This window comes from Streptomyces telluris, from assembly GCF_024519335.1.
GTDB lineage: Bacteria > Actinomycetota > Actinomycetes > Streptomycetales > Streptomycetaceae > Streptomyces > Streptomyces telluris.
Map to the genome: position 1 here is coordinate 233,556 of NZ_JANIID010000001.1, position 23,747 is coordinate 257,302.

General features: G+C 74.0%; 20 protein-coding genes and 1 pseudogene. 8 read left to right on the forward strand and 13 right to left on the reverse strand.

Annotated features, from left to right (window positions below):
• Window positions 1–169 precede the first annotated feature (169 nt).
• Window positions 170–1,300, forward strand: a complete 1,131-nt coding sequence (locus NQU55_RS01015) for a PucR family transcriptional regulator (RefSeq protein WP_168092195.1) — start codon at window positions 170–172, stop codon at window positions 1,298–1,300.
• 163 nt (window positions 1,301–1,463) lie between these two features.
• Here the strand turns inward: NQU55_RS01015 and NQU55_RS01020 are convergent, their stop codons facing one another.
• The 3 genes from NQU55_RS01020 to NQU55_RS01030 all read right to left on the reverse strand — a co-directional run bounded on the left by NQU55_RS01020 (window position 1,464) and on the right by NQU55_RS01030 (window position 4,544).
• Complete coding sequence (locus NQU55_RS01020) at window positions 1,464–2,861, reverse strand: DUF1996 domain-containing protein (RefSeq protein WP_168092194.1); 1,398 nt, start codon at window positions 2,859–2,861, stop codon at window positions 1,464–1,466.
• Between the two features lie 6 nt (window positions 2,862–2,867).
• Window positions 2,868–3,572, reverse strand: a complete 705-nt coding sequence (locus NQU55_RS01025) for a DUF4142 domain-containing protein (protein WP_168092193.1) — start codon at window positions 3,570–3,572, stop codon at window positions 2,868–2,870.
• 174 nt (window positions 3,573–3,746) lie between these two features.
• Window positions 3,747–4,544 carry an endonuclease/exonuclease/phosphatase family protein gene (locus tag NQU55_RS01030; RefSeq protein WP_168092192.1) on the reverse strand — a complete coding sequence of 266 codons (798 nt, stop codon included), beginning with the start codon at window positions 4,542–4,544 and terminating at the stop codon, window positions 3,747–3,749.
• Between the two features lie 274 nt (window positions 4,545–4,818).
• On the opposite strand from NQU55_RS01030, the pseudogene NQU55_RS01035 reads away from it, so the two are divergent.
• Window positions 4,819–5,586: pseudogene (locus NQU55_RS01035) on the forward strand (alpha/beta fold hydrolase); the annotation flags it as partial.
• 50 nt (window positions 5,587–5,636) lie between these two features.
• Here NQU55_RS01035 and NQU55_RS01040 read toward each other — a convergent pair.
• Together NQU55_RS01040 and NQU55_RS01045 are read right to left on the reverse strand one after the other, a co-directional pair.
• Window positions 5,637–6,695: a methyltransferase gene (locus NQU55_RS01040; protein ID WP_168092191.1), complete on the reverse strand. Its 1,059-nt coding sequence runs from the start codon at window positions 6,693–6,695 to the stop codon at window positions 5,637–5,639.
• Between the two features lie 142 nt (window positions 6,696–6,837).
• Complete coding sequence (locus NQU55_RS01045) at window positions 6,838–7,686, reverse strand: class I SAM-dependent methyltransferase (protein ID WP_168092190.1); 849 nt, start codon at window positions 7,684–7,686, stop codon at window positions 6,838–6,840.
• Window positions 7,687–7,804: 118 nt separating this feature from the next.
• On the opposite strand from NQU55_RS01045, the gene NQU55_RS01050 reads away from it, so the two are divergent.
• Window positions 7,805–8,374, forward strand: coding sequence for a helix-turn-helix domain-containing protein (locus NQU55_RS01050; RefSeq protein WP_168092189.1), 570 nt, complete (start codon window positions 7,805–7,807; stop codon window positions 8,372–8,374).
• Window positions 8,375–8,531: 157 nt separating this feature from the next.
• Complete coding sequence (locus tag NQU55_RS01055; RefSeq protein WP_168092188.1) at window positions 8,532–9,803, forward strand: MFS transporter; 1,272 nt, start codon at window positions 8,532–8,534, stop codon at window positions 9,801–9,803.
• A 72-nt stretch (window positions 9,804–9,875) separates the two neighbouring features.
• Here the strand turns inward: NQU55_RS01055 and NQU55_RS01060 are convergent, their stop codons facing one another.
• Window positions 9,876–10,862: a winged helix-turn-helix domain-containing protein gene (locus NQU55_RS01060; RefSeq protein ID WP_168092187.1), complete on the reverse strand. Its 987-nt coding sequence runs from the start codon at window positions 10,860–10,862 to the stop codon at window positions 9,876–9,878.
• A 160-nt stretch (window positions 10,863–11,022) separates the two neighbouring features.
• On the opposite strand from NQU55_RS01060, the gene NQU55_RS01065 reads away from it, so the two are divergent.
• Window positions 11,023–12,300, forward strand: coding sequence for an alpha/beta hydrolase family protein (locus NQU55_RS01065; RefSeq protein ID WP_168092186.1), 1,278 nt, complete (start codon window positions 11,023–11,025; stop codon window positions 12,298–12,300).
• Between the two features lie 18 nt (window positions 12,301–12,318).
• On the opposite strand, the gene NQU55_RS36715 is transcribed toward NQU55_RS01065, so the two are convergent.
• Entirely contained in the window at window positions 12,319–14,064 is a 1,746-nt protein-coding gene (locus tag NQU55_RS36715; protein WP_256789424.1) for a LuxR C-terminal-related transcriptional regulator, read from the reverse strand.
• A 162-nt stretch (window positions 14,065–14,226) separates the two neighbouring features.
• Here NQU55_RS36715 and NQU55_RS01075 point away from each other — a divergent pair, with 162 nt between their 5' ends.
• The gene (locus NQU55_RS01075; protein WP_168093938.1) at window positions 14,227–14,913 is read left to right on the forward strand and encodes an esterase/lipase family protein; all 687 of its coding nucleotides are present in this window, start codon (window positions 14,227–14,229) and stop codon (window positions 14,911–14,913) included.
• Here the strand turns inward: NQU55_RS01075 and NQU55_RS01080 are convergent.
• The gene (locus NQU55_RS01080) at window positions 14,903–16,087 is read right to left on the reverse strand and encodes a hypothetical protein (protein WP_168093939.1); all 1,185 of its coding nucleotides are present in this window, start codon (window positions 16,085–16,087) and stop codon (window positions 14,903–14,905) included. The genes NQU55_RS01075 and NQU55_RS01080 overlap by 11 nt on opposite strands.
• A gap of 164 nt (window positions 16,088–16,251) precedes the next feature.
• Window positions 16,252–16,941 carry a VC0807 family protein gene (locus NQU55_RS36340; RefSeq protein ID WP_284702434.1) on the reverse strand — a complete coding sequence of 230 codons (690 nt, stop codon included), beginning with the start codon at window positions 16,939–16,941 and terminating at the stop codon, window positions 16,252–16,254.
• A gap of 141 nt (window positions 16,942–17,082) precedes the next feature.
• Here NQU55_RS36340 and NQU55_RS01090 point away from each other — a divergent pair, with 141 nt between their 5' ends.
• On the forward strand, window positions 17,083–17,886 hold the full coding sequence (locus tag NQU55_RS01090) for a hypothetical protein (protein ID WP_168093941.1): 804 nt from the start codon (window positions 17,083–17,085) through the stop codon (window positions 17,884–17,886).
• A 56-nt stretch (window positions 17,887–17,942) separates the two neighbouring features.
• Here the strand turns inward: NQU55_RS01090 and NQU55_RS01095 are convergent, their stop codons facing one another.
• Complete coding sequence (locus NQU55_RS01095) at window positions 17,943–19,280, reverse strand: phosphatidylserine decarboxylase family protein (protein ID WP_206329562.1); 1,338 nt, start codon at window positions 19,278–19,280, stop codon at window positions 17,943–17,945.
• Window positions 19,281–19,354: 74 nt separating this feature from the next.
• Entirely contained in the window at window positions 19,355–20,899 is a 1,545-nt protein-coding gene (locus tag NQU55_RS01100; RefSeq protein WP_168093942.1) for an MFS transporter, read from the reverse strand.
• Between the two features lie 126 nt (window positions 20,900–21,025).
• Here NQU55_RS01100 and NQU55_RS01105 point away from each other — a divergent pair, with 126 nt between their 5' ends.
• The gene (locus NQU55_RS01105; protein ID WP_168093943.1) at window positions 21,026–22,033 is read left to right on the forward strand and encodes an Lrp/AsnC family transcriptional regulator; all 1,008 of its coding nucleotides are present in this window, start codon (window positions 21,026–21,028) and stop codon (window positions 22,031–22,033) included.
• A gap of 309 nt (window positions 22,034–22,342) precedes the next feature.
• Here NQU55_RS01105 and NQU55_RS01110 read toward each other — a convergent pair whose 3' ends face one another.
• Both NQU55_RS01110 and NQU55_RS01115 read right to left on the reverse strand, forming a co-directional pair.
• On the reverse strand, window positions 22,343–23,284 hold the full coding sequence (locus NQU55_RS01110) for a MurR/RpiR family transcriptional regulator (RefSeq protein ID WP_168093948.1): 942 nt from the start codon (window positions 23,282–23,284) through the stop codon (window positions 22,343–22,345).
• A gap of 80 nt (window positions 23,285–23,364) precedes the next feature.
• Window positions 23,365–23,682: a hypothetical protein gene (locus tag NQU55_RS01115; RefSeq protein ID WP_168093944.1), complete on the reverse strand. Its 318-nt coding sequence runs from the start codon at window positions 23,680–23,682 to the stop codon at window positions 23,365–23,367.
• Window positions 23,683–23,747 lie beyond the last annotated feature (65 nt).

Sequence of the window (23,747 nt, forward strand, 5' to 3'; positions counted from 1 at the left end):
CATCTCCGCAGGATCTTCATAAGGTTTATCGCGCTGTGACAAATTCCCGTACGGCTGTCCCCCCGACGGCCGCCGACTGCTGATGATGCCCACTCAGGCGAGAGCGGCCCGGCCCGCATTTTCCGGTTTCCCGGCCCTCGCGCCCGGAACGGAAGTCCGGAGGTAGACGATGTGCGAAATCCTGAACCGCATCTGGTCGCGGCCGCGCGGTGAGTGGTCCCGGGCGGTGAGAAGGGAACTCCCCGCGGTCGCCGCCCGGCTGGCCGAGGAACTCCAGCGCAGCACGCCGGCGTTCTCGGCGGTCGCACAGCGCATCGGCCCGGAAGCGACCCGGACCGCCGTCGAGCAGGCGCTGCTGCAGACGCTGGGGCTGGGGCCCGAGGCCGCCGCGGGGCGCATACCGCAGCCGCGGCGAAAACCCGCCCGCGTCGTCACCGCCATGCCCGGCACCCGGGCGCGCCAGGCACTTTTCGCCGCGCTCGCCGACGACCGGTGCATCCCCTCCGACGTGCTGGCCGAGCTCGCGGGCCAGGCCGGCTGGCCGCTGCCCCGCCGGGTGCGGGCGGTCGTCCTCGCCGCCCCCGGCGACGTGCCCTCTCCCTCACCCCACCTCGTTCCGCAGCCGTCCCCGCAGCTGACGTCCCAGCTGGCCGCGGCGCTCGGCCAGGGACTGCCGGGCACGGTCGAGGCCGACCTGTGCCTGCTGATCCCCGACCCGGGGCCACGGGCCCGGCCCGCGCTGGACGCCGCCCTGGAGGCGGCGCTGGGCGGCCGGCCGGCCGCCGTGGGCCACTCCGTGCCGGTCACCGAAGCCGCGGCGTCGCTGCGCTGGGCGCGCCGGCTGCTGGGTCTCGCGGGAACGGTGAACGGCCCGGGCGGCCGCGTCGCGTTCGTCGACGACCACCTCTCCGACCTGATCGTGCTGCAGGACGAGTCCCTGGCCCGGGCCCTGTCCGTACGGTGGCTGCGGCCCCTGGACGACCTCACCCCGCGGCAGAGCGAACGCCTGGAAGTGACGCTGCTGGCCTGGCTGGAGAGCGGGGGCGCCCCGGAGGCGGCCCGCACGCTCAACGTGCACCCGCAGACCGTGCGCTACCGCCTGCGCCAGATCGAGAAGCTCTTCGGGCCCGCCATGCGCGAACCGCACAGCCGCTTCGAGCTGGAGCTCGCGCTGCGCAGCCGGCGGCTGCTGGCCCGGGCCCGGCTGCTGCGCTCGCGGGCCCACGGCACCGCGCGGGCGGTCGGCGCCGCCGTGCAGCCGCTGGGTTCCGCGGGCCGGGCCCGGGTCAACGGCCTGTGAGCCCTGCGCGCTCCGCCGGGCCCGGACATGGCGCGGCGGCCCCGAATCCGGCAGTTCGGGGCCGCCGCCTTCCCGGCTCCGGGTGGCAGTGGGGGGAGGCGCACCCGGCGCCGGGGGTCGGTGGGAACGGAAGGGCCGAAGGGAAGGGCGGGCGAGGACGTCCTCAGCAGGTGCGGCCGGTGTTGATGCAGTTCGCCGCCCTCGCCATCAGGGCGTCCGGCATCACGTTGATGAAGTCGCCGTGGTCGGTGACGGGCTTGTGCAGCTGCTCGGGGAAGCTGTCCACGGCGAACGGGACGCCCGCCGGGACGTCGTAGGTGATCCGCTGCACCAGCTGCGGGATGGCGCGGAAGCCGCGCGGGCACGAGCCGTCCGCACGGGCGAACGCCACGTGGGTGCGGTGATTGGCGCTGTCCGTGCCGCGCCCGTCCCAGCAGTTCTGGAAGGCGAAGGTGCGCACCACGTCCGCGCCGTCCGGGCAGACCGGGTATTTGTCCTTCAGCTGCCGGTTCTCGAAGCCGGTGCAACTCCACGAGGCATTCGCGTTGGCCGTGCCGTTGGTGAGCGCTTTGGCATCGCCGGTGATGATGCGGAGGAATCGCGGCATCGCGGTCACCTTCGTCACCGGGCTGCCCCGGAACTGCAGGCTCACGGACGCGGGCCGCAGGATGGTTCCCATGTTCCCGTCGTGACCGCCGCCCGGTGCCCGGGCGTCCGGAGCGGCTTTTCCGTCCAGGACGCGCAGCACCGGCCAGTAGTGCGTCGACTTGTCCCCGTTGGTGCAGGTGGTGCCCGCCGCGGCGAGGCTCGCGTCGGTGGAAAAGGCGTCGGTGGATTTATTGCCCACGTAATCGTGCATGTGGTGGGCACCGTTGCGCACCCCCGGCGTCACGATGACATTGTCGGGGTTGAAGTGACCATTTTCATTGCGACCGCACACGGTGGTGAACGTTCCGCTCGACCCTCCGCGGGCCGTGGCGGGCGTGCCTTTGGCGGCCGGGGCGTTCCTGATGTCGGCGAAGTCGGCGCGGGACGGGCCGCCCGGCATGCCCCCGCCGCCGAGCCGGGAGCTCAGGGTGCGTGAGGAGTCGTCGGCCGCGGCCGTGCTGACCTTGCTGGTCCGGCAGCCGCTGAGGCCGGTGAGCTCGTTCGGCGCGGTGCCGGCCGTATCCGCCGCGCCTGCCGCGCCCGCGGCGCGGAGGGAGTCGGAGATCCGGCCTATCGTCTCCGTGCGCTCGCGCTGCAGATCGCCGAGGACGGCCTCGGGCTCCGACTCCGTCATCCTCCCGTAAGCCGCGGCCACTTGGGCGTCGAGCCGGGACAGCCCCTTGGAGACCTCGGTGCGGGCCGCCGCGGGCACGTCCTGCAGCCGGTCGCCGACGTCGGGGCAGGAGATGGTCGTCGCCGCGCCCGCGGCCCGCGTCCCCGCGGCGTCCCGGGAGGACCCGGCCGAGGCGTACTCGGCCACGATCGCCGTACCGCCTCCGCCGAGCAGCAGCGCCGCGGCCGCCACCACCGCCCGGGTCCGCAACTTCGAGCGTTTATGGGCCTGTCGCATCATGTGGGGTCACTTCTTTTCGTTGTCGCCTGTGTGGGGGAAGTCGACGAGTCCGGTGTTCTCGAGGACGGTGATGTGGTCGAGGACGACGGTGTTGGCGCGCGTCGCCAGGGCCCGCACCGTCGCGTTGGCGGTGCGGTCGCGCACGAGGGCCACCAGGCCGAAGACCTTGCCGTGGGCGGCGCGCACGAGGTTGGCGAAGACCCGGTCGAACGTGGCGCCGCGGGAGTCCTGCAACTGCTCCAGCCACCCCTGCTGTTCGGCGCTCGGGCGCTCCGGCAGGCTCACGTCCAGCGAGCGGGCCGTGTCGACGGAACGCTGATCGAGCTCGGTGTGGCCGTCGACCAGGTGGTCCCCGGCCATCCGCACCGCGTCCGTCGTCCCGCGCTCCTGGGCGAGCTTCCCCGCGGGCTTCTCCCAGAGCCCGGCCAGCCGCACCCGCCGGACGAAGTCCCGGTCCAGCGCCGTCAGCGGCCCGGACGGCGTCTGCCGGGTCCCCTCCCCGTCGTCGGTCCACGCGGTGCGGGCGCCGGCCGCCGCCGGGCCGGCGCTGCCGAAGAGGTACACCGGCACCACCAGCGCCAGCAAGGTCGCGGCCAGCGAGAAGACGACGAGCCCGGTGCCGAGGCTCCGCCACGACACGGGCCGGCGCGCCTGCAGGGAGCCGACGGACCTCAGGGAACGTACGGACCGCAAGGGACGCACGGGTCGCATGGATCGCATGGCACCTTCTTCGCTCGCTCGCCTGCTCGGAATGCCCACGGACGCTAATCCCGCGGAGAGCACGGCGGACAAGCCTTCACTCCCTCTGACAAACCCCCGCTCCCGCACCCCGCGCGCTGCTACCGTTCCGCGCGCGCACGGAGCGTCCGTGGGGCGTGCCGCGGCTCAGAGCTCGACGAGGGCCTGCACCGGGAGGTGGTCGCTCGGGAAGCGGCCGTCCAGGGAGTAGGTGTTGATGCCGGCCCGCACGGTGCGCACCGACGGCGATACCAGGATCCAGTCGATGCGGTCCCCGTCCGGGACCAGCGGCCGGTAGCCGTGGAACGTCGCGTACTGCGGGCCGCGCTCGGCGGCGGTGTCCCAGGTGTCGGCCAGGGATCCGTCGCCGAGCAGCGCGTCGTAGACCGGGTTGCCGTGGGCCGGGACGTTGAAGTCGCCGGTGACGATGCGGGGGAGGGCCGGGTCGAGGGCCCGGAGCCGCTCGCCGATCAGGGCCGCGCTGCGTTCCCGCGCGTACTGGTGGAGGTGGTCGAGGTGGGTGTTGAGCACGTGGAGGCCGCCGCCGGTGTGCCGGTCGGTGAACCGGACCGTCGTCGCCATGCGCACGATGGTGTTCCCCCAGGTGGCCGAGCCGATCAGGGCGGGCGTGCCGGACAGCCAGAAGTGGTCGAACTCCTCGGGCGCCAGCCGGAGCGTGTCGTAGAAGACCGCGCCGAACTCGTCGCGGCTGCCGCCGAGCCGGCCCAGCCCGATCCACGCGTAGCGGGGCCCGAGGTCCTCGGCGATGTCGCGCAGCTGCCCGTACAGGCCCTCCTGGGTGCCCAGCAGGTGGGGCCTCTCGTGCCGCAGCAGCCGCCGCATCACCGGGCGCCGCTCCGACCAGGGGTGGGGTCCGGACTCGGAGGCGTACCGCAGGTTGAACGACATCACGCGCAGGGGGGACGACGAGGCGGGAGCGGACATGGTGCCTCCTGGTCGGGAAGGTCCGGAAGGTCCAGCAGATCCTCCCGGCAGGAGGGGAGAGGGGCAAGAAGCGAAAGCGGACTTCTGCCGCACCCCGGAGCCGCACCCCGGAGCCGCGCCCCGGCGCCGTGCCGTGCCCGTGCCGTGTCCCCGTGCCGCGCGTTCCCGTGATCCGGGTCACTGAAGGGCCGGGCGACCGGGTGTCACGAGGAGGATGTCACGGAGGAGGCCACCGGTTCGGCGTGCCGTGCCGGGCCGGGGCGTGAGGGAAGGGATGTGCGCTGTGCCGTACGCCGGGAGCGCGGACGGGGTCCGCATCGCCTATCAGACCGGGGGAGAGGGCTCCCCGCTGGTGCTGCTGGCGGGGCAGGCCTGCAGCCATCACCGGTGGGACGGCGTCCGGGACGACTTCCACGCCGCGCACCGCACCGTCACCCTGGACTACCGGGGCACGGGGGCGAGCGGCAAGCCCGACGAGCCGTACAGCATCGAGGGGTTCGCGCAGGACGTGATCGCGGTGCTGGACGACCTCGGTGCCGACCGGGCCCACGTGTACGGCACGTCCATGGGCGGGCGGGTCGCCCAGGTGCTGGCCGCCCGTCACCCGGAGCGGGTCCGCGCGCTGGTGCTCGGCTGTACGTCGCCGGGCGGCCCGCACGCCGTCGAGCGCGGCGACGACGTGCGCAGGTCGCTGGCCGGGCCGGGGCCCGAGGCCGTGCGGGCCCTGCGCGAACTGATGTACACCCCGGCCTGGCTCGCGGCCCACCCGGGCCCTTCGCCCGTGCTCGGCGACCCCGCCATGCCGGCCCACGCCCGGCGCCGGCACCTGGCGGCCAGCAACCGGCACGACGCGTGGGACGCGCTGCCCGGGGTCCGCGCGCCCACCCTGGTGGTGCACGGCAGCGACGACCTCCTCAACCCCACGGCCAACGCGCACCTCCTCGCGGACCGCATCCCGGGCGCCCGGCTGCACCTGATCCCGGGGGCGCGGCACGCCTATTTCGAGGAGTTCCGCGCCGCGGCGGGCCCGCTCGTCCTGGACTCCTCGCGGAGCACGAGCGCACGACGTGACGGGCCCGGCGCGGGGGAGCCTCAGGCCGGTACCGCCTCGATGAGGTGGAAGGCGTTCGGGCGCGGCAGGGGGGTGATGGAGTCCAGGCGGAAGCCTCCCCGGGCGCACAGGGCGGCGAAGTCCTCGGCGGTGCGTTCGCGGCCGCCCACGGTGACCAGCATGTTGAGGTCGCTGAGGTAGGTCAGGTCGGTGTTGCCCGCGGGCACGACGGGCGGCAGGACGGGCTCGACGATCAGGAGGGCGCCGCCGTCCGGGACGACCTTGCGGATGTGGCGCAGGATGGTCGCGCACTGCTCGTCGTTCCAGTCGTGGATCACGCTCTTGAGCAGGTAGAGGTCGCCGCCGGGAGGGGCCGAGGCGAAGAAGTCGCCGGTCTCCAGGGTGACCCGGTCGGCGAGGCCGTCGCGCGCGAGCCGCTCGGGCGCCTGGGCGAGGCCTTCGGGGGTGTCGTAGAGGATGCCGCGCGGCCGCGGGTGTGCGCGGAGGATCGCGGAGAGCAGGGTTCCGTCGCCGCCGCCCACGTCCACCACGGTGCCGAAGCGGCCGAAGTCGTACCGGCCGGGGACGGCCGCGGCGGCGAGCTGCGTGGCCTGGCTCATGGCCTTGTTGAACTCGGCGGACAGCTCGGGCCGCTCCCGCAGGTAGCTGAAGAAGTCCGTGCCGAAGGCGGTGTCGAAGGTCGTCTCCCCCGTCCGGATGCCTTCGTCCAGCAGGTCCCAGCCGCGCTGCAGCGAGGGGTCGGTGAACATCCGGGCCACGGCGGTCATCGCGCCGGGGACGTCCGGGCGCAGCAGGTCGCCGGCCGCCGTGGTGGCGAAGGTGCCGGGCGCCGTCTCGGTGAGCAGCTGCAGGCCGGCCAGGGCCCGCAGCAGGCGGTGCGTGGCCTGGGGCTGGGTGCCGAGTTCGGCGGCGAGCCCGTCGGGCGTGCACGTGCCGCCGCCGATGCGTGCGAAGACGTCCAGCCGTACGGCGGCGCCCAGTGTCTGCGTGGCCAGTTGGCCGAAGACCAGCTGGGCCACGATGTCGCGCTCGTGCCGGCCGGCCGGTGCCTGTCCGTCGTCGTTTCCCGTCGTGGTCATCGATGCCCTCCCGTTCACGGCGCCTTGCGGCACCCGTCGACGATCGTGCGCATGCCGGGGCCGGTGGCGCGGGGCCGTGCGACCGCCCGGCATGCAACTTAGGTAACCCTAAGTTGTGCGCCGGGCGATCGGCAATGCTCCGTCAGCTGCCGTCCTCCGGGCGCAGGCCGAAGTGCACCGTCTTCGCGGTCAGCAGGAACAGGTCCGCACGCCGGTCGATCCCCGCCGGGTCGGCCGGGTCGAGCAGCCGGTCCAGCGTCGCCGCGTCCCCGGCGTCCAGGAGCTCGGTGCACATCCTGCGCTGCCGCTCCAGGGACTGCCGCACCGACTGCCGCGTCCCTTCGTCGAGCGGCGCGGGGCGGTCGACGAGGAAGGTCTTGCTGCGCACCTGCGCGAGCCCCGCCGCCCGCAGCATGCCGGGCCAGTCCTCGACCACGGCGACGGATCCGGGCAGCTCGTTCCGCATCCGGCTGAACCGTTCCGCCATCGCCACGTCCAGCCGGGCCTGCAGGCCCGGCCGCCCGAAGCCGAGGTCGCGCGGCAGCGAGCGCGCCCGCATCTCGCCCTCGACGACGGCCAGCACACCCCCCGGAGCGAGCAGCCCGGCGAGCCGGCCGAGGGCGTCCTGCTGGTCGCCGACGTGGTGGACCACCTGCGCCGTCCACACCAGATCGGCCGTCCCCAGGCCGTCGATCCCCTCCGGGAACCCGGCCACCCGGGTCCGCAGCCGTACCCCGAGCCGGGCGGCCCGCTCCTCGGCGCGCGCCAGCAGCTCCGGCGATCCGTCCACGGCGACGACCTCGGCCCGCGGGAACGCCTGCGCCAGGCGGCAGGCCGCGACCCCCGGGCCGCTGCCGATGTCGAGGATCCGCCGCGGTGCGCCGCCGGTCAGGTGCCGCAGCTCCTCGACGGCCTGCTGCACGTAGGGGCTGTGCGCCTCGCCTTCGAGCTCCAGCATGTCGGCCAGTGCGGCCCAGTCGAAGTCGTTCACCGGATGTGCTCCCTCGGCTCGTCGGCCGGCTCCGCCGCCGGCTCGTCCCTCTGGCGCAGACTGTGCGGCCGGATGACGAGCCTTGACAAACCTTGTTGCTGTTTCTGCAATAGAGGGCATGGAAGAAGTGCTCGCCGCCGTCGGCCCCCGACTCAAGAGCATCCGCCGGCAGCGCCAGTGCACTCTCGCCGCCCTGTCGGAGGCGACCGGCATCTCGGTCAGCACGCTGTCCCGGCTGGAGTCCGGGCAGCGCAAGCCGAGCCTGGAGCTGCTGCTGCCCATCGCGCACGCCCACCAGGTCCCCCTCGACGAGCTGGTGGGCGCGCCGCCGGTCGGTGATCCGCGCGTGCGGCTGAAGCCGGTCCGGCACGGGGACTCCACGATGGTGCCGCTGAGTCAGCAGCCCGGCGGGGTGCAGGCGTTCAAGATGGTCATGGGCACCTCGCGCAGCCGCCCCGAGCTCCGCACGCACGAGGGATACGAGTGGCTGTACGTGCTCGGCGGCAGGCTGCGGCTGGTCCTCGCCGAGCACGACATCGTCCTCCAGGCCGGCGAGGCCGCCGAGTTCGACACCCGGGTGCCGCACTGGTTCGGCAGCACCGGGGAGGCGCCCGTGGAGATCCTCAGCCTCTTCGGACCCCAGGGCGAGCGCATGCACGTCCGCGCCAAGCCCTCCGGCCAGGCCTGACACCGACGAATAGCGGCCCCGGCCGGACGTCTCCTCAAGCACCCGCCGCCGGACCGGGCCCTTGATGCCTGCGTTCCGGCCGTGACGTCCGCCGCCGCCCGCCGGCGGCGGTGCCGCGGGCCGCCCCCTTCACCCCGTACCCCTTGGAGACCTCCCCGTGCGCTACTTAGCCGACCTCACACCCCTGCGCCGCTCCGCGGACTTCCGCCGGCTGTGGTGCGGGAACACCGTGTCCTGGATGGGCCAGCAGATGACCGCGCTCGCCGTCTCCCTGCAGGTCTACGCCATCACCGGCTCCACGTTCTCGGTGGGCCTGGTCGGCCTGTTCTCCCTGGTCCCGCTGATCGCCGCGGGCCTGTACGGCGGAGCCGTCGCCGACACCGTCGACCGGCGGGCCCTCGGCCTGGTCAGCGCGTCCGGCGCGGCGCTGCTGTCCGTCGTCCTGGCGGCCGCCGCGCTGGCCGGGCTCCAGCAGGTGTGGCTCCTGTACGCGGTCGTCGCCCTGCAGTCGGTCTGCTTCGCGATGAGCACCCCGGCCCGCAGCTCGATGATCCCCAAGCTCCTGCCCCGCGAACAGCTCCCCGCCGCCAACGCCCTGTCCTCCCTGACGGCCAACCTCGGTCTCATGGGCGGCCCCATGCTCGGCGGCGCCGTCGTCGGACTCTGGGGCTTCCAGGCCGCCTACCTGATCGACGTGGCCGCGTTCTCCGCCTCCTTGTACGCGATGTGGCGCCTGCCCTCGATGCGCCCCGAGCCCGCGGCGGTCACGGGGCCGGCCGGCGCGGCCGGGGCGTCCGCGGAGCGGCGGCCGCAGGGGCGCGCCTCCGTACGGGGCGGCCTGCGCTTCCTCGTCACCCGGCCCAACCTGCGCATCACCTTCCTCGCCGACCTGGCCGCCATGGTGCTGGCCCAGCCCCGTGCGCTCTTCCCGGCCGTAGCGGGACTCTGGTACGGCGGCGACACGAAGACGGTCGGCTTGCTCGTCGCCGCGCCCGCCGTGGGGGCGGTGCTGGGCGGGCTGTTCTCGGGCTGGCTCGGCCGGATACACCGGCACGGACTCGCCGTGCTGCTCTCGGTCGCCGGCTGGGGAACGGCCGTCACCGTCTTCGGCCTGACCCGCAACCTCTGGCTCGGCCTGCTCTTCCTCGCCCTGGCCGGATGCGCCGACAGCATATCGGCGGTCTTCCGCACCACCATGCTCCAGGCCGCCACCCCGGACGACATGCGCGGCCGCCTCCAGGGCGTCTTCATCGTCGTGGTCGCGGGCGGGCCCCGGCTGGGCGACTTCCTCGCGGGCTCCGCCGCGGACCTCGCCTCACCCTCCTGGGCCGTCGTGGGCGGCGGCCTCGCCTGCGTGGCGGCGATCGTGTTCATCGCGGCCCAGTGGCGCAACTTCGCGCGCTACGACGCGCGTTCACCCCAGCCGTAGGGCGGGCGTTCTCCCCGGGCGCAGGACGCGCAGCGCCCCCAGCCGCAGGACGGACCCGGCCGCGGGCCCGGCTCAGGCGGAGAACCGGCCCGCCAGCAGGGTCCCGAGCGCCGTGCGCCGGTGCAGCACCGCCCGCCCGTCCCGGACCGTCGTGATCAGTCCCGCGTCGCGCAGCGCGGCGGCGTGGGCGGAAGCGGTGGCGTTGCTGACGCCCACGCGCCGGGCGAGGCCGCTCGTGGTGTGCTCCCGGGCGAGCGCGATCAGGATGTCGGTGCGGGTCCGCCCGAGCACCCCGGCCAGGGCGTCGTCCGCGCGTCCCGTACCGCCCGCCGTCCCTGCCCCGTCCGGTGCGAGGGGCAGCCCGGGACCGGCCGGGTAGGTCAGGCCCAGGGGGCCGCCGGGCAGGTCGGCGAGCATGGGGCGGCCGTTCCAGTGGAACGTGGGCAGGAGCAGCAGGCCGCGCCCCCGCAGCCGCACCTCCCGTTCGCCGGGCGCCTCGATCTCCCAGACGTCCCCGCGCAGCCGGGTGCCGGGGAGGAGGCCGGTGAGCGCGGCGCCGGTCCCGTGCTCGGCCACGGTCAGGGCGTGGCGGGTGAACTCGGCCCGGTGCAGGTCCTGGACGAGGGGCCACACGGGGCGCAGGACCGTCTCGAAGGCCGTGTGCTGGGCGCGGCGGATCAGCTGCCGGGCACCGGCGTCCCCGCGGTGCAGCGCGCGGATCCACGGCGGTGCGGGGGAGGCGTGCCCGGCGTACACGCGCTCGATCTCGGAGCGGACCAGTTCCGGGCGCGCGGCGAGCACGCTGTCGAGCGCGTCCTCGAGCGAGTCGCTGAACACGTCGAGGAAGCCCGGCGCCGCTCCCGCGGGGACGAGGTCCCCCAGCGGCCCGGCCGAATCCGGCAGGGAACGCAGCAGCCGCTGCCTCCAGCGGCCGAAGAGCAGCTGGTCGTCGCGGCGGAAGGCCGTCATGAACGCCGCGTTGAGCTCCTGCAGCGGGGCCGGGCGGGGCGCGAACCGGACCCGCGCGAAGTCGGCGGCCGTGAAATGGATCCGGATCACTACGCTCCCCGGCGCCGCGGCGCCATCGTTTCGGGCAGGGCCTCAACGATCGACCGCGCTCCCCGCCGGGCGCCAGCATGCAGGCGTGCCCCCGCCATTCACGCAGGGGGCCGCCGGACACCGCAAGGGCCGGCGTCACAGTGGGCACCAGGGGAGAACCATGCACCGTCACGGAGTTCGTGAACACGCCGGGGTGAGCCGGCGGGCCGTCACCAGGTCCGCCGTCCTGGCCGCCGCCGCACTGCTGCTCCCGGGAGGCCCCGGCGGGATCGGCGGCACCGGCCGGGCCGTCGCGCGGGAGCGGGACGCCGCGGCCGGCATCACCCTGCGGCTGCCGGCGCCCACGGGCCCGTACCGCACCGGCGTCACCACGCTGTACCTCGTCGACCGGTCGCGGCCCGACCCGTGGGAGCCGGGGATCCCCGTCCGGGAGGTGATGGCCACCGTCTTCTACCCGGCCCGCACCGTCCACGGCTTCCCGGCCGCCCGGCAGATGAGCGCGGGTGCCGCCGAGTCCTTCGGGCTGTACGGGCGCAGAATCCACCCGGAGCTGCCGGAGGCCGGTGCGGACTGGTCGGCCACCACGACCCACTCGCACACGGGCGCCCCCGCTCAGGCCTCGCGTCGGCGGCCGGTGCTGCTGTACAGCCCCGGCGGCGGCGATCCGCGCACCATGGGCACCACGCTCGCCGGGGAACTGGCGAGCCACGGCTACGTGGTGGTGACCCTCGACCATCCCGGCGACGCCGGTGAGGTGGAGTTCCCGTGCACCATGGCCGGCCGGGAGAAGGTGCGCCCGACGGTCCTGCGCGACGACCCCAGGAAGCACCCGGACCTCTTCCGCGCCATGATCGACACCCGTATCGCGGACGCCCGCTTCGTCCTGGACCGGCTGGCAGACCTGGCGGCCGGACGGAACCCGGACGCGGCCGGGCGCCCCCTGCCGGAAGACCTCGGACGCGCCCTGGACCTGCGGCGGGTCGGCGTCTACGGGCACTCGGCAGGCGGCACCACGGCCGCGGGGACGATGTACGAGGACCGGCGCGTCGGCGCCGCGGTCAACCTGGAGGGCTACCTGGACCGGGCGCCGGAGGCGCCCGGCCGGCCGGGCGAGTTGTACCCGGTCGCCCGGCACGGGTCGGACCGGCCGCTGCTCCTGCTGGGCACGGACGGCTTCCCCGGCAGGAAGGAGCTGGAGCCTTCCTGGCGGGCGGTGCTCGCCCGCTCGGCCGGGCGCGCCCACCGCAGGCGGCTCGACGGCGCCGCGCACGGCGTGTTCACCGACTACGCCGCGCTGGCGCCGCAGTTGCAGGCCGCCGGGCTGATGACGGCCGCCGCCCGGGCCTCGCTGACCGGCCCGGCCGACCCGGCGCGGTCGGTGCCTGCCGTTCGCCACCACGTCCTCTCGTTCTTCGCCCGCCACCTGCCGGCGCGCTGAGCGGGCACGACCCGGGGGTCACGGCGCCGCGTGCCGCACGGCGGACGGCGGGCCGCCGCCGAACGAGGCCAGCGCGTGCACCAGTTCCACCCGGGAGCGCACCCCGAGCGCCGCGAAGACGTTGCGCAGGTGGTGGTCGACGGTCCGGTGGCTCAGCGCGAGGAGGGCGGCCACCTCGCGGTTGGTGCGGCCTTCGGCCACGTGCCGCGCCACCCGCAGCTGCTGCGGGGTGAGTCCGGCCGGGCAGCGGGGGCGGGGGCCGCCGCCCGGCTCGGCCTGGCCGGCCGCCCGCATCTCCTCGCGCGCCCGCTCCGCCCACACGCCGGCGCCGCACGCCTCGAACAGCAGCATGGCGCCGCGCAGGTGCCCGCGGGCGTCGGCCGGCCGGCGCAGGCGCCGCAGCGCCATGCCGAACGCCAGCTTCGTGCGGGCCTGGGAGAACTCCGAGCCCACCCGCTCCACCAGCGCCAGCGCCCGGTCGAAGCACGGGTCCGCGGTGGCCGGCGCCGCGGTGGCCGACAGCACGGCCCGGCAGTGCAGGGCCGCGGCCCGGGCGCGCTGGTCGCCGTTGACCGCCGCCCAGTCCTCCAGGGTCCGCAGGATCAGCCGGGCCTGGCGGCAGGCGCGCTTGCGGGCCGGGGCGGGGAGTTCGGCGACGGCCAGGGCGACGGCCTCCACGAAGGAGGGGATGACCTGCAGGCGCCAGGCGAAGTGGTGCACCCCCGACTCGCCCAGGACGAGGGGGCGCAGCCGCTCGACCGCCTCCCGCGGCTGCTGGTGCGCGAGGTCCAGCCGGCCCAGGCTCCACGTCGCGAGCAGCGCGGGGACCACCAGGCCGTGGGCCTGCGCCGTGCCGAGCGCCCACCGGGCGTGGTCGCGGCAGGCGGCGGCGTCCCCGCGGATCGCCGCGGTCATGGCGAGCGTGGCGCGCAGCTGCGCCGCGGCGTTGGGCCGGCCGGCGGCGAGGGCGGCCTCCAGGCCCCGCCCGGCGTGGGCCGCGGCGCGGGCGTAGTTGTCGGCGACGAGTTCCACCAGCGCGAGGAGGCCGAGGAGTTCCGGCGTCGCCCGCTGCGGCGCCGCGGCCCGGGCCAGGGCACGGGTGGCCAGGTCCCGGGCGTGCGACACCTCGCCCAGCATGAGCGCGGCGCGGCAGGCGTGGACGAGGGTGTGCGTGCGGCCGTCCGCCGCGGGCACGCCGCCGGAGGCCGCGCGGAGCAGCGGGACGGACAGCGCGTGCTCGCCGCGCAGGGCCGCGGCGATGCCCCGGTAGTAGTCCCGCACGACCGGGGGCGCCGCGGCGTGGCCGCCGAGGCGCTCGGCGGCCCCCGCGTACCCGGTCCGGTCGCCCGCGGTCCAGCTCGCCTCCGCGGCGTGCAGGAGGGCGGCGAGCTCCTCGTCCGTGCGGTTCGCGTGCCGGAACAGTGCGGCGGCCAGGCGCAGGGCTTCGCGCGCGTTGATCACTTCGCCGGTGCGCAAGGAGTGCAGGCCGCGGGCGAGTTCCTGCTGCCCGCGGGCGGCGGAGGCGGCCTTCTGGCGGAGGGAGAGCGCGCGCAGGACCGTGGCGCGCCGCGAGCGCCCGGCCAGTCGGGCGTGGTCCGCGGCCGCCACGAGGAGCCGGTCGCGCGCGCCGTCCTCCTCCGTGCGCCCGGCCGCTCGTACGAGGGCGGACGAGCACCGCACGTGCAGGCGTCGCGTGGTGCCCGCCCGGCCGGCGGGCGGCCGGGGGCGGGAGCGAGGAGGACGTACGGCCTGGGAGTCGCGCACGGTTGCTCCTCGGCGTTCGGAGGACGGCTGGAAAGAGGGTGCGTTGCCAGCAAGTTACCCGCAAGTAAAACCGCTGGGTAGGTGATTTCGCCGATGCGTCGTCCCCGGAGGCGGACGCATGCTCTCCGCAGCCGCTCGGCAGTCCACTCCCTGGAGGACCGTATGCGAAAGTTCAGCCGTGCCCTGGCCCTGACGGCAGCCGTGGCCGCCGTCCTGACGACCGGGACCGCCGCCACCGGCACCGCCGAGGCCGCCACCGCGCGCACCCCCGTCGTCTTCGTCCACGGCTACCTCAGCGACTCCGTGATCTGGGACCCGGCCCGCACCGCCTTCCGCAACGCGGGATACAAGGACAGCGAACTCTTCTCGTACACCTACGACTTCCTCTCCTCGAACGAAGCGAGCGCCCGCGGGCTGGCCGGCTTCGTCGCGAAGGTGAAGAAGGACACCGGGGCGCAGAAGGTCGACATCGTGAACCACTCCATGGGCGGCCTCGTCTCCCTCTGGTACGCCAAGGAGCTGGGCGGCGCCGCGGACATCAAGCACATGGCGTCGCTGGCGGGGAGCAACCACGGCACGTACGTCGCGGGGCTGTGCACCATCCTCTCCCCCTCCTGCGTGGAGATGACGCCCGGCTCGGCGTTCCTCCGCACGCTGGCCTCCGGCGACGAGACGCCCGGAGCCGTCGACTACCGCACCTGGTACTCGCCGTGCGACGGAGTGATCAACCCGTTCACGAGCACCGTTCTGGACGGCGCGGTCAACACCCTGCTCCCGTGCGTGACGCACCTGGGGTTCCTGACCGACGAGGGGCTGCTGTCCCAGGTGGCCTCCTACCTCAAGGCGTGATCCCGCCGGGCTCGTAGTTGGTCAGGACGCAGCCGTCCACCACCGCCTTCTCGGAGCGGTAGCCCTGCGGGGTGGTGAAGCCAGGCCGGCACTCGAGGCGGAAGAACTGCTGCTGGTACAGCCCGAACCGGGAGGAGGGATCGTTGGTCTCGATGGCGACGTTCCCACCGAGGAGCAGCATGCTCTTCGTCGCCTTCGGCCGGCCGCCGTTCTCCTGGATCTCCTTGAGCTGGACGGCCTTGGCGCGCGACTGCAGGGCGGCCATGTCGTCGACCTTGTCGAGCCAGACCAGCCCGTGGGCGCGCTGTGCGCCCCCGGGCTGCCCGCACAGCCCGCGCTCGCCGACTCCCCAGGCGGCCGCGTCGCCGTCGATGAAGGGCTCGTAGTCGATGGACCGGATGGCGACGGTCTCCGGATCCGTGGAGAAGCGCTTGCAGTCGACGCTGGAGGCGATCAGCTTCCTCAGCTCGGAGAGGCTGCCGGCGCTCGGCAGGGCGGGGTTCGCCGGCGGCTTCTGCTGCCCGCCCTGCGAGGCCCCGGGCTCCGGGCTCCCGTCGCCCGGGCCGTCCGCCGTGTGCACGAAGTCGCTCAGCACGCAGGAGCCGGCGAGGGCCTTCTCCTTCTTGCGGCCCTCCGGCACGCCGAACGTCGGGTTGCACGTCAGGACGCGCATGCCGGACTTCGCGAGCGCCCGGGCCGTCGTGGCCGAGGTCGGCTCGGCCACGAAGTCCTTGCCGACGAGGACGCGGCTGTACAGGCCGTACGCCCCCTCGCCGGCCGCGATCCTGTCCATGACCTGCCGGTGGTAGGCCTCCTGGAACTTCTTCATGTCCGGCGTCAGGAAGATGCCGATCGCGCCGTTCTCGCGCAGGTCGCTGCAGACCCCCAGCCCGGCCACGGACCCGCCCACGCTCTTGACGGTGCTCGACCGCAGGCGCACGTCGTCCGGGCCGCCCGTCGCCAGGTTCTCGCAGGAGACGTGCTGACGGAGGTACTTCTGCGCGTCGGCCGTCGAACCGGCCGACGGCGGCCCCGCCTGCGGGGCGGGAGTGGCCGGTCCCGCGGGGATCGTGGCGCCGCCCCGGCCGGGTTCCGGCTTGTCGTCGCACGCGGTGACCGCGGAGAGGGCGATGAGGGCCGCTGCGGCCGCGGCGAGGGTCTGCTTGATGCGCATGCGGGGCTTTCGTCGGTGGGAAGGAGCGGGGAGAAGCACTTGGGGGTGTGGCATGCGCATGCTAGTCAGGTGATCCGGTCCCGTCGCGTACGGGCCCGGAAACGCCCTGCGGGGGTGCAGGAGGTCACGTCCTCCCGCACCCCCGCACAAGGGGAACGCGCGTATTACGCCATGCTCTTCACGGCGGGAGCGCCGTCCGCCGCGAGACCGGCCCCGGCCCGGGCCGCGGCCTGAGCCTCCGCTTCGGCCTGCGCGGCCGCCTGCCGGGCCCGGCCCTGCTTGCCCACCCTCACGGTCCACGCGACGAGCGCCGCCACCACCACGAGCGGGAAGACGTTGTTCACCAGCACCATGGCCTCGGTCGGCAGCGTGTAGGCGAGCGCCACGCGGATCGCCGCCTCCACCAGGAAGCCCGTTCCCCACACCGACGTCAGCAGGTACTGGGCGCGGCGGAAGCCCGGGTACTGCCACAGGCCGTTCCAGCGCGCCAGGTCCTCGGGCGTGCCGTCCGTGCCGAACTTGCGGCCCAGGTAGAACATCAGCGGCCGGCGCAGCGCCAGGCTGCCCAGGAACACCAGCCCCAGCAGGCCGGTGATGGCCGAGTCCTTGATGAACACCAGCTCGGTGGAGTTGTACGCGAGCGCGCTCAGCGCACCGAGGACCATCATCGCCAGCATCATCACGCCGAACTCGTCCACCCGGCGCCGCAGTGCCAGGTGCAGGAGCGTCTCGGCCGCGGGCCACAGCGAGATCAGCAGCAGCGCCTTCACCTTGCTCACCCCGTGGTCGGTGAGCACCCCGTACGTGACGAACGGCAGGACGACCCCGAACAGGATCGCCGGTGCCCAGTTCATCACTGACTTGCCCCTGCCGCCGCGCTCGTTCTTCATTTCCCGCTCGTCCCCCGGACTCTGTGTACTAGGCATTGTGTATCGCATAGGCTCACGATCGTGAGCGAGAGAGTAACAGATCAAGATCGGCAAGGCGGGGCGAGCGTGTCCCGCGGGGCGAACGTCGCCCTGGTCCCCTTCCTCTACGGCGTGGCGGGCCGCGAGGAACTCCCGGGCGTCGCACTGGTGAAGCTCCTCACTGACGTGGGGCTGACCGCCGCCGGCGCGCGTTCCCTCATCGCGCGGATGCGCAAGGACGGTCTGATCGCCGCCACTCCCCGGGGCCGCGGCGCCGACTACCGCCTCGCCGGCACCTTCCTGGAGTCGTTCCGGCAAGTGCGCCACGGCCGCCCCGAACCCCCGCCCTGGGACGGCTTCTTCCACGCCGTCTTCTACACCGTGCCGGAGTCCCGGCGGGCCTACCGCGACCGGCTGCGCCGCGCCGCCGCCCTCGCCCGCTACGGCCTCATGCAGCCGGGGGTCCTCATCTCGCCGGTCGATCGCCGTGACCACCTGACGGCCGAACTCGGCGGACCCCCCGAGGAGGGGACCGTGTACTTCGGACGCATCGAGCTCTCCACCGCCGACGCCGCCCGGGTCGCCCACCGCGCCTGGGAACTGGGGGAGCTCGACCGGCGCTACCGCGAGCACGCCGCCCGCCTGCGCGCCGCCGTCCGGGAGCACCCGGTACCGCCCGGGCCCGGCGGGCCCGCCCTCGCGGCCTACGCGAAGCTCTTCGGCGGCAGCCTCGTCGACACCCTGCGCACCCCGCCCGGCCTGCCCCCCGAACTGCTCCCCGGCGACTGGTCCCTGCCCGTCCTGCTGGCCGAGGTCGGACGCACGTACGCGCACTTCGGCCCGCCCGTGACCGCGTACGTGGAGGGGGTCGTCGCCGGGGAGGGCACCTGACCCGCGCCTCCGGCCGGGCGCCGCCTCCGCCTCCGCGGCAGGGGCGGCGCCGGGGCTCACTTCGCGGTGGCGATCCGCCCGTTGACGAAGACCGGCGCGCCGTCGTCGGCGTGCTCGATCGTGTTGTTCGGCACCGTGAAGTCGACCTTGCCCGGCTCGAAGACCAGGCACATGCTCGACCCGCCGTAGCTGAAGCAGCCGAGCTCGTCGCCCCGCGTGACCTTGTCGCCCACGCTGACGCTGAACGTCACCGAGGAGATCTCGGTGATGCCGACCGGGATGACGCAGACCTGGCCGATGCCGGGCACGGTGCTCTCGATGACCACCAGACCGCGGGTGTTGACGTTCGCCTGGTAGCCCTGGGAGAGCGTGCCGGCGCTCTCGTCGACCTTGTCCGTCTTCAGCTCGCTGAACATCAGGCCGGGGACGCGCTCGACGTGCTTGACGATCCCGTCGACGGGCGCGTGCCAGCGGTGGTAGTCCGCGCCGGAGAGGAAGGACTGGAAGACGTCGCCGCCGATGAACCGCTCGGTGTCCGCATAGCCGTTGAGCATCCGGCGCAGGGAGTACGGCTGGCCCTTGACGTCGAAGATGTCGGCGTCCATCTGAACGCCTGACAGGTACCGCACCACCGAGCCGTCGTTGGGCGAGACGACGGCCTTGGGATCGTCCTTGGCCCCGTTGGGGCGGAACTCCGGCTTGATGTGCCGGTGGAAGAACGCGTTGAAGGAGTCGAAGCCGCCGTAGAGCGCGCCGGGGTCGGGGATGACGAACTCGTACAGCTTGTTCTGCTCGGAGGCGGCCTGGCAGAGCCAGCCGTCGGGGCCCTCGTTGAGGACGTACCGGCTCTCGGGGCTGTCCAGGAAGCCGCACCAGACCGTCAGGATGTTCAGGAGCGCGTCGTTGAACTGCGCGATGCGGAAGGCCTCCCAGCCCGCGTCCGTCGCCATCATGTAGCAGAACAGGGCGGACAGGGGGAAGAAGACGCGCTCGTTCGGGTCCAGGCGGTATTCGGGCGCGGTCACCGTGATCTCGTCGAGACAGTTCAGCATCTCGTCGATGCTCTTGACGTGCTTGTGCTCGTGCTCCGGGTCGAGCTGCTGAGCCTGCTCGATCATCAGGTTCACCAGGTCCCGGAGGGGCTTGTCCTGTTCGAGCAGGTCCGCCAGCTCCTGGACGACGGGGACGTGGGCCGCCGTCCGCTGCCGCGCCCTGGCGACGAACCGCGTCAGCCACGCGTCCACGGCGCTGCGGTTGCGCGGCAGGTATCCGGCCGCGCGGCCGAACGAGTTCTGGTACCGCGCTTCGAGCGTTGCCGCTGTGCCGGGCTTGACCATGGTCGTCCCTTCGTCGTTCGGACCGTTGCGCGGCGCCGCACCGGCGTACGAAGTCACCTGCTCCGTACGCCGGTTGTGTGCACCGAAGGCCCGACCGTAGCGGGCCGCCGCCTGCGCCGCAGGAGCCCGAATCAGCCGCGGGCCGCCGGGACGGGAGGCGCCGCCTGCGCCTGCTGCTGCGGCGGCCGGGCCGGGGCCGCGGACCGGCGGACGAGGGCGAGCGCCACCAGCCCGCCCAGGACCCCCAGGACCCCGGAGACGAGGAACGTCTGCCGCAGGCCGGCCGCGAAGGCCTCGTGCACCAGCTGCCCGATCAGCTCCCGCTGCGCGGGGCCGGCCTGGGCGACGACCGCTCCCGCCTGGCCCCCCGCCAGGGCGTCGGCGGTCGCGGACGGGTCGGCGACGGCCCCGGCCCCGTGGTCGCGGAGGGCGCCCGCCAGCCCGGCGTGGAAGACCACGCCGAGGACGGCGATGCCCAGGGCGTTCCCCAGCTGGCGCGCGGTGTTGACCGCGCCGCTCGCCATGCCGGCGCGCTCCGGCGCCACAGAGGCCATCGCCGCGGACGCCAGCATGGGCGTGGCGATCCCGACGCCGACGCCGGTCACCGCGAGACCCGGCACGAGGGCGGTCCACGTCGAGCCCGCGTCCACGGTCGCCTGGAGGAAGGCGCCCGCACCGATCAGCAGCAGCCCGCCGCCGATGGTCCAGCGAGGCGAGACGTCGTGCAGGAAGCGCCCGGCCAGCGACGCGACGACGAAGGCGGCCGCACTCATCGGCAGACAGGTCAGGCCCGCGGCGACCGGCCCCATGCCGCGGACGGACTGCAGCCACAGCGAGGTGTAGGCGAGGTAGGAGAACGCGGCGACGGACAGCAGGACCGCGGCCGCCATCAGGCCGGAGAAGGACGCGCGGCGGAACAGCTTCAGGTCCAGCAGCGGCTGCTCGCGGCGCGTCTCGATCAGCAGGAACGCGACCAGGGCGGCCGCGGCGAGCCCGAAGACGCCCAGGGTTGCGGCCGACGTCCAGCCGTGGTCGCTGCCCTTGATCAGCGCGTACGTCGCGCCGCCCGCCGCCGCGGTGAAGGCGGCCAGCCCGGGCACGTCCACCCCGCGGCCCCGGCGGGGCGGCGCCGCGGCGACGAACCGCAGCGTCATGACGATGGCCAGCACGCTGATGGGCAGGTTCACGAAGAAGATCCAGCGCCAGTCCAGGTGCTCGGTGAGCAGACCGCCCATGACCGGCCCGGCCGCCGAGGCGGCTCCGCTGACCGCGCCCCAGGCGCCGAACGCCACTCCCCGGTCCCGGCCGTGGTAGATGCTGCTGATCAGTGCCGTCGTCGTCGCGAGCATCGCGGCGCCGCCGATGCCCTGGAGGCCGCGGAAGGCGATCAGGGCCTGCGGGCCGGTCGCCAGGCCGCAGGCCAGCGAGGCGAGGGCGAACAGGGCGAGGCCCGCCACGTACACCTGCCGGTGGCCGGCGCGGTCGGCGAGGGAGCCGACGCCCAGCAGCAGCGCCGCGAGCGCGAGCGCGTAGACGTCCATCACCCACTGCAGGTCCGCGAACGAGGTCCGCAGGCTCCCGGCCATGTCGGGAAGCGCCACGACGACGATGGTCACGTCCACGAGCAGCATGAACGTCCCCAGGCACACCGCCACGAGCGGCAGCCACTTACGCATGTTCCATACCTCCGGAAGGTGTTGTCCGACGAGGACCGAAGGTCGCACCTGCTGGCTGTTTCTCAGAACTCAGGTCCGGTTTGGTGACGGAATCCGATGTGGTGCGGTCGTGGGATGATGGAAAGCATGACCGATGACGTGCAGGCGTTCGATCCTCTCGACCGGCGGCTGGTGCAGGCGCTGATGATCGACGGCCGGGCCGCCTTCAGCCGCATCGCCGCCGTCCTCGGCGTCACGGACCAGACGGTGATCCGCCGCTACCGCAGGCTGCGCGGCGCGGGCCTGCTGCGGGTGCTCGGCCTGCCCGAGGGCGAGCGCGTCGGCCTGTACGAGTCGCGGCTGCGCATCCAGTGCGTCCCGGGGGCGGCCGTCGACATCGCCGAGGCGCTGGCGCGCCGTCCGGACACGGGGTGGGTCAAGATCTTCTCGGGCGGCACCGAGGTGGGCTGCCTCGTCAGCTCGCGCACCCGCGAGGACCACGAGGCGCTCCTGCTCCGCAAGCTGCCCCGCACGCGGCAGGTCACCGGCGTCACGGCGCAGACCATGCTGCACGAGTACACCGGCGGCGCGAACCGCTGCTTCGGGCGGGACGAGCTGACCCGGGAGGAGATCGCGGCGCTGGAGCCCGCACCGGCCGGCGGGGAGGGCGCCGGTGAGGACGTCGTCCGGCTCGACGACGCCGACCACGCGATGCTGGCCGTGCTCGCCCGGGACGGCCGGGCGGGCTACCCGGAGCTCGCCGCGGCGGCCGGCCGGTCGGAGTCCACGGTCCGGCGGCGCATCGAGTACCTGCGGGGGAGCGGCGCGCTCTCCTTCGACGTCGAGGTCCACTCCGTCCACCTCGGGTACGCGCTCGAGGCCGGGATCTCCGCCACGGTCGCGCCGAGCGAGCTGGCGGCGGTCGGCGCGGCGCTCGCCCGCCATCCGCAGGTGCCGTTCGCCGCGGCGGTGACGGGCGCGGCCAACCTCGCCGCCTCGGTGCTCTGCCGCGATCAGCGCGACCTGTACCGGTACATGACGGAGGGCATCGGCGCGCTGACGGCCGTGCACCGGCTGGAGGTGCTCCCGGTGCTGCGGAGTGTGAAGAGGGCGGGGCTGATGAGCGACGGCAACCGGCTCTTCGACGCCCCGTGAGGGGGTGCGCGGGTGTTGCCGACGGCCCCGGCCCAGGGGTAGACCGGGGCCGCCGGGGGTGTCCGAGGGGAGCGGACCACCCAAACGGAACGCGCAGGGCCGATGAGGAGGGTCTCGTCCCTGGTGTTCGCCCACCTTGACGTCCCGGGCGCTCACCGTCGTGAGCGCTGCAAGCCCGGGTGCCACATGCAGTAAATATATTTACTGCCCGGTAAGCAAGGGTATGAAAATTTTCATTCGAGCCGGCGGCCGGTTCCGGTGTGAAAGTCCGTTATCGGGTGTCGAGGACTCCGGCCGCCGGGCGGGCCGTCAGTCGTCGAGGAAGAAGTCGTGCTGCTCCGCGGCCTGCTCGTACTTCTCCAGCCGCATCTGCGTGCGCTCCGGATCGGCGTCGGCCATGGCCTGGAGGATCGCCGCGGACAGCACCCCCGGCGCCGCGTAGGAGTCGAAGACCAGGCGCGAGCCGGTGCCGGCGGTGAGCGCCACGTCGGCCTCCTCCACCAGGGGCCCCAGGCTCCCGTCCGTGATCAGCGCGACGCGCAGGCCCGTGCTGCGGGCGGCCCGCATCGCCGCCAGCATCTCCTTGGAGTGCCGCGGCATGGCGAACGCCAGCACCCACGTGCCGCCCGCCTCGCGCGACTGGAGCAGGGCGTCGTAGGCGACGCTGCCCCCGCGCGAGACGAGGCGCACGTCCGGGTGGATCCGCTTCGCCGCGTACGCGAAGTACTCCGCCAGCGAGACGGAGATCCGCAGGCCGAGGATCGTCAGCGGGACCGACCTGGCCAGCTCGCGGCCGATCTCGAGCACCTGGTCGGTGTCCGTGAACGCGCGGCGCAGGCTCTCCAGGTTCGCGATCTCGGCGTCGACCGCCGCCTGCAGTTCGTTGCGGCGGTCCTCCTCCCGTGCGCCGGGGGAGCCGGCGACCGCGCTCAGGGCGATCGGCTGCAGCGCCTCGCGGAGCGCGGGATACCCGCTGAAGCCCACGGAGACCGCGAAGCGGGTCACCGAGGGCTGGCTCACGCCCACGCGGTCCGCGAGGTCCGTGATCGACAGGAACGCGGCCTCGGTGAGGTGGTCGGTGATGTACTGCGCGATGCGCCGCTGTCCGGGAGACAGCCGGTGACCGCCGAACAGGGCGCGGACCTTGTCCGCGGGCGCCGGTTCCGGGACGCGCGGCCGCTGCCCCGGCCCGCCCGGCCTCCCCGGTGTGATCGCGGACGCCTGAGCGCGCGCCTGCTGCCCCCACGGCACCGGTGTGCTTCGTTCTCGTCCCACGGCGCTCAACATAGCTGAAGCGCCGTGGGGGCCGGCATCGGTCGCTGGGAGGACGGTCAGCGGCCGCCGAACTTCACGCTGGCGAAGCGGAGGCTGCGCGGGGCGTCCTTGCCGGGGGAGAGGCGAAGCGCCTGCCGCTTGCAGGTCTTGTCGGTGTAGAGGGCCACCGGGACCCCCGTTCCGTTGTGCGCACCGCGGGCCTCGTCGCTCATCGTCAGGCACCGGCCGTCCGGCGGGTTCTGGATGTAGAACGGGGCGCCTTTGGGCCCGGCCCAGGAGAACCAGCCCTTGGCGGCGACCGCCGATCCCGTGGGCAGGGCCAGGGCGAGAGCGCATCCGGCGAGAGCGACGAGCGCGGGGCGGATGAAGCGCATTACTGATCCTTCCAGTCGATTACAGAGGAATGCACAGGAAATGCACGAAATGCCTTCACGGAGTG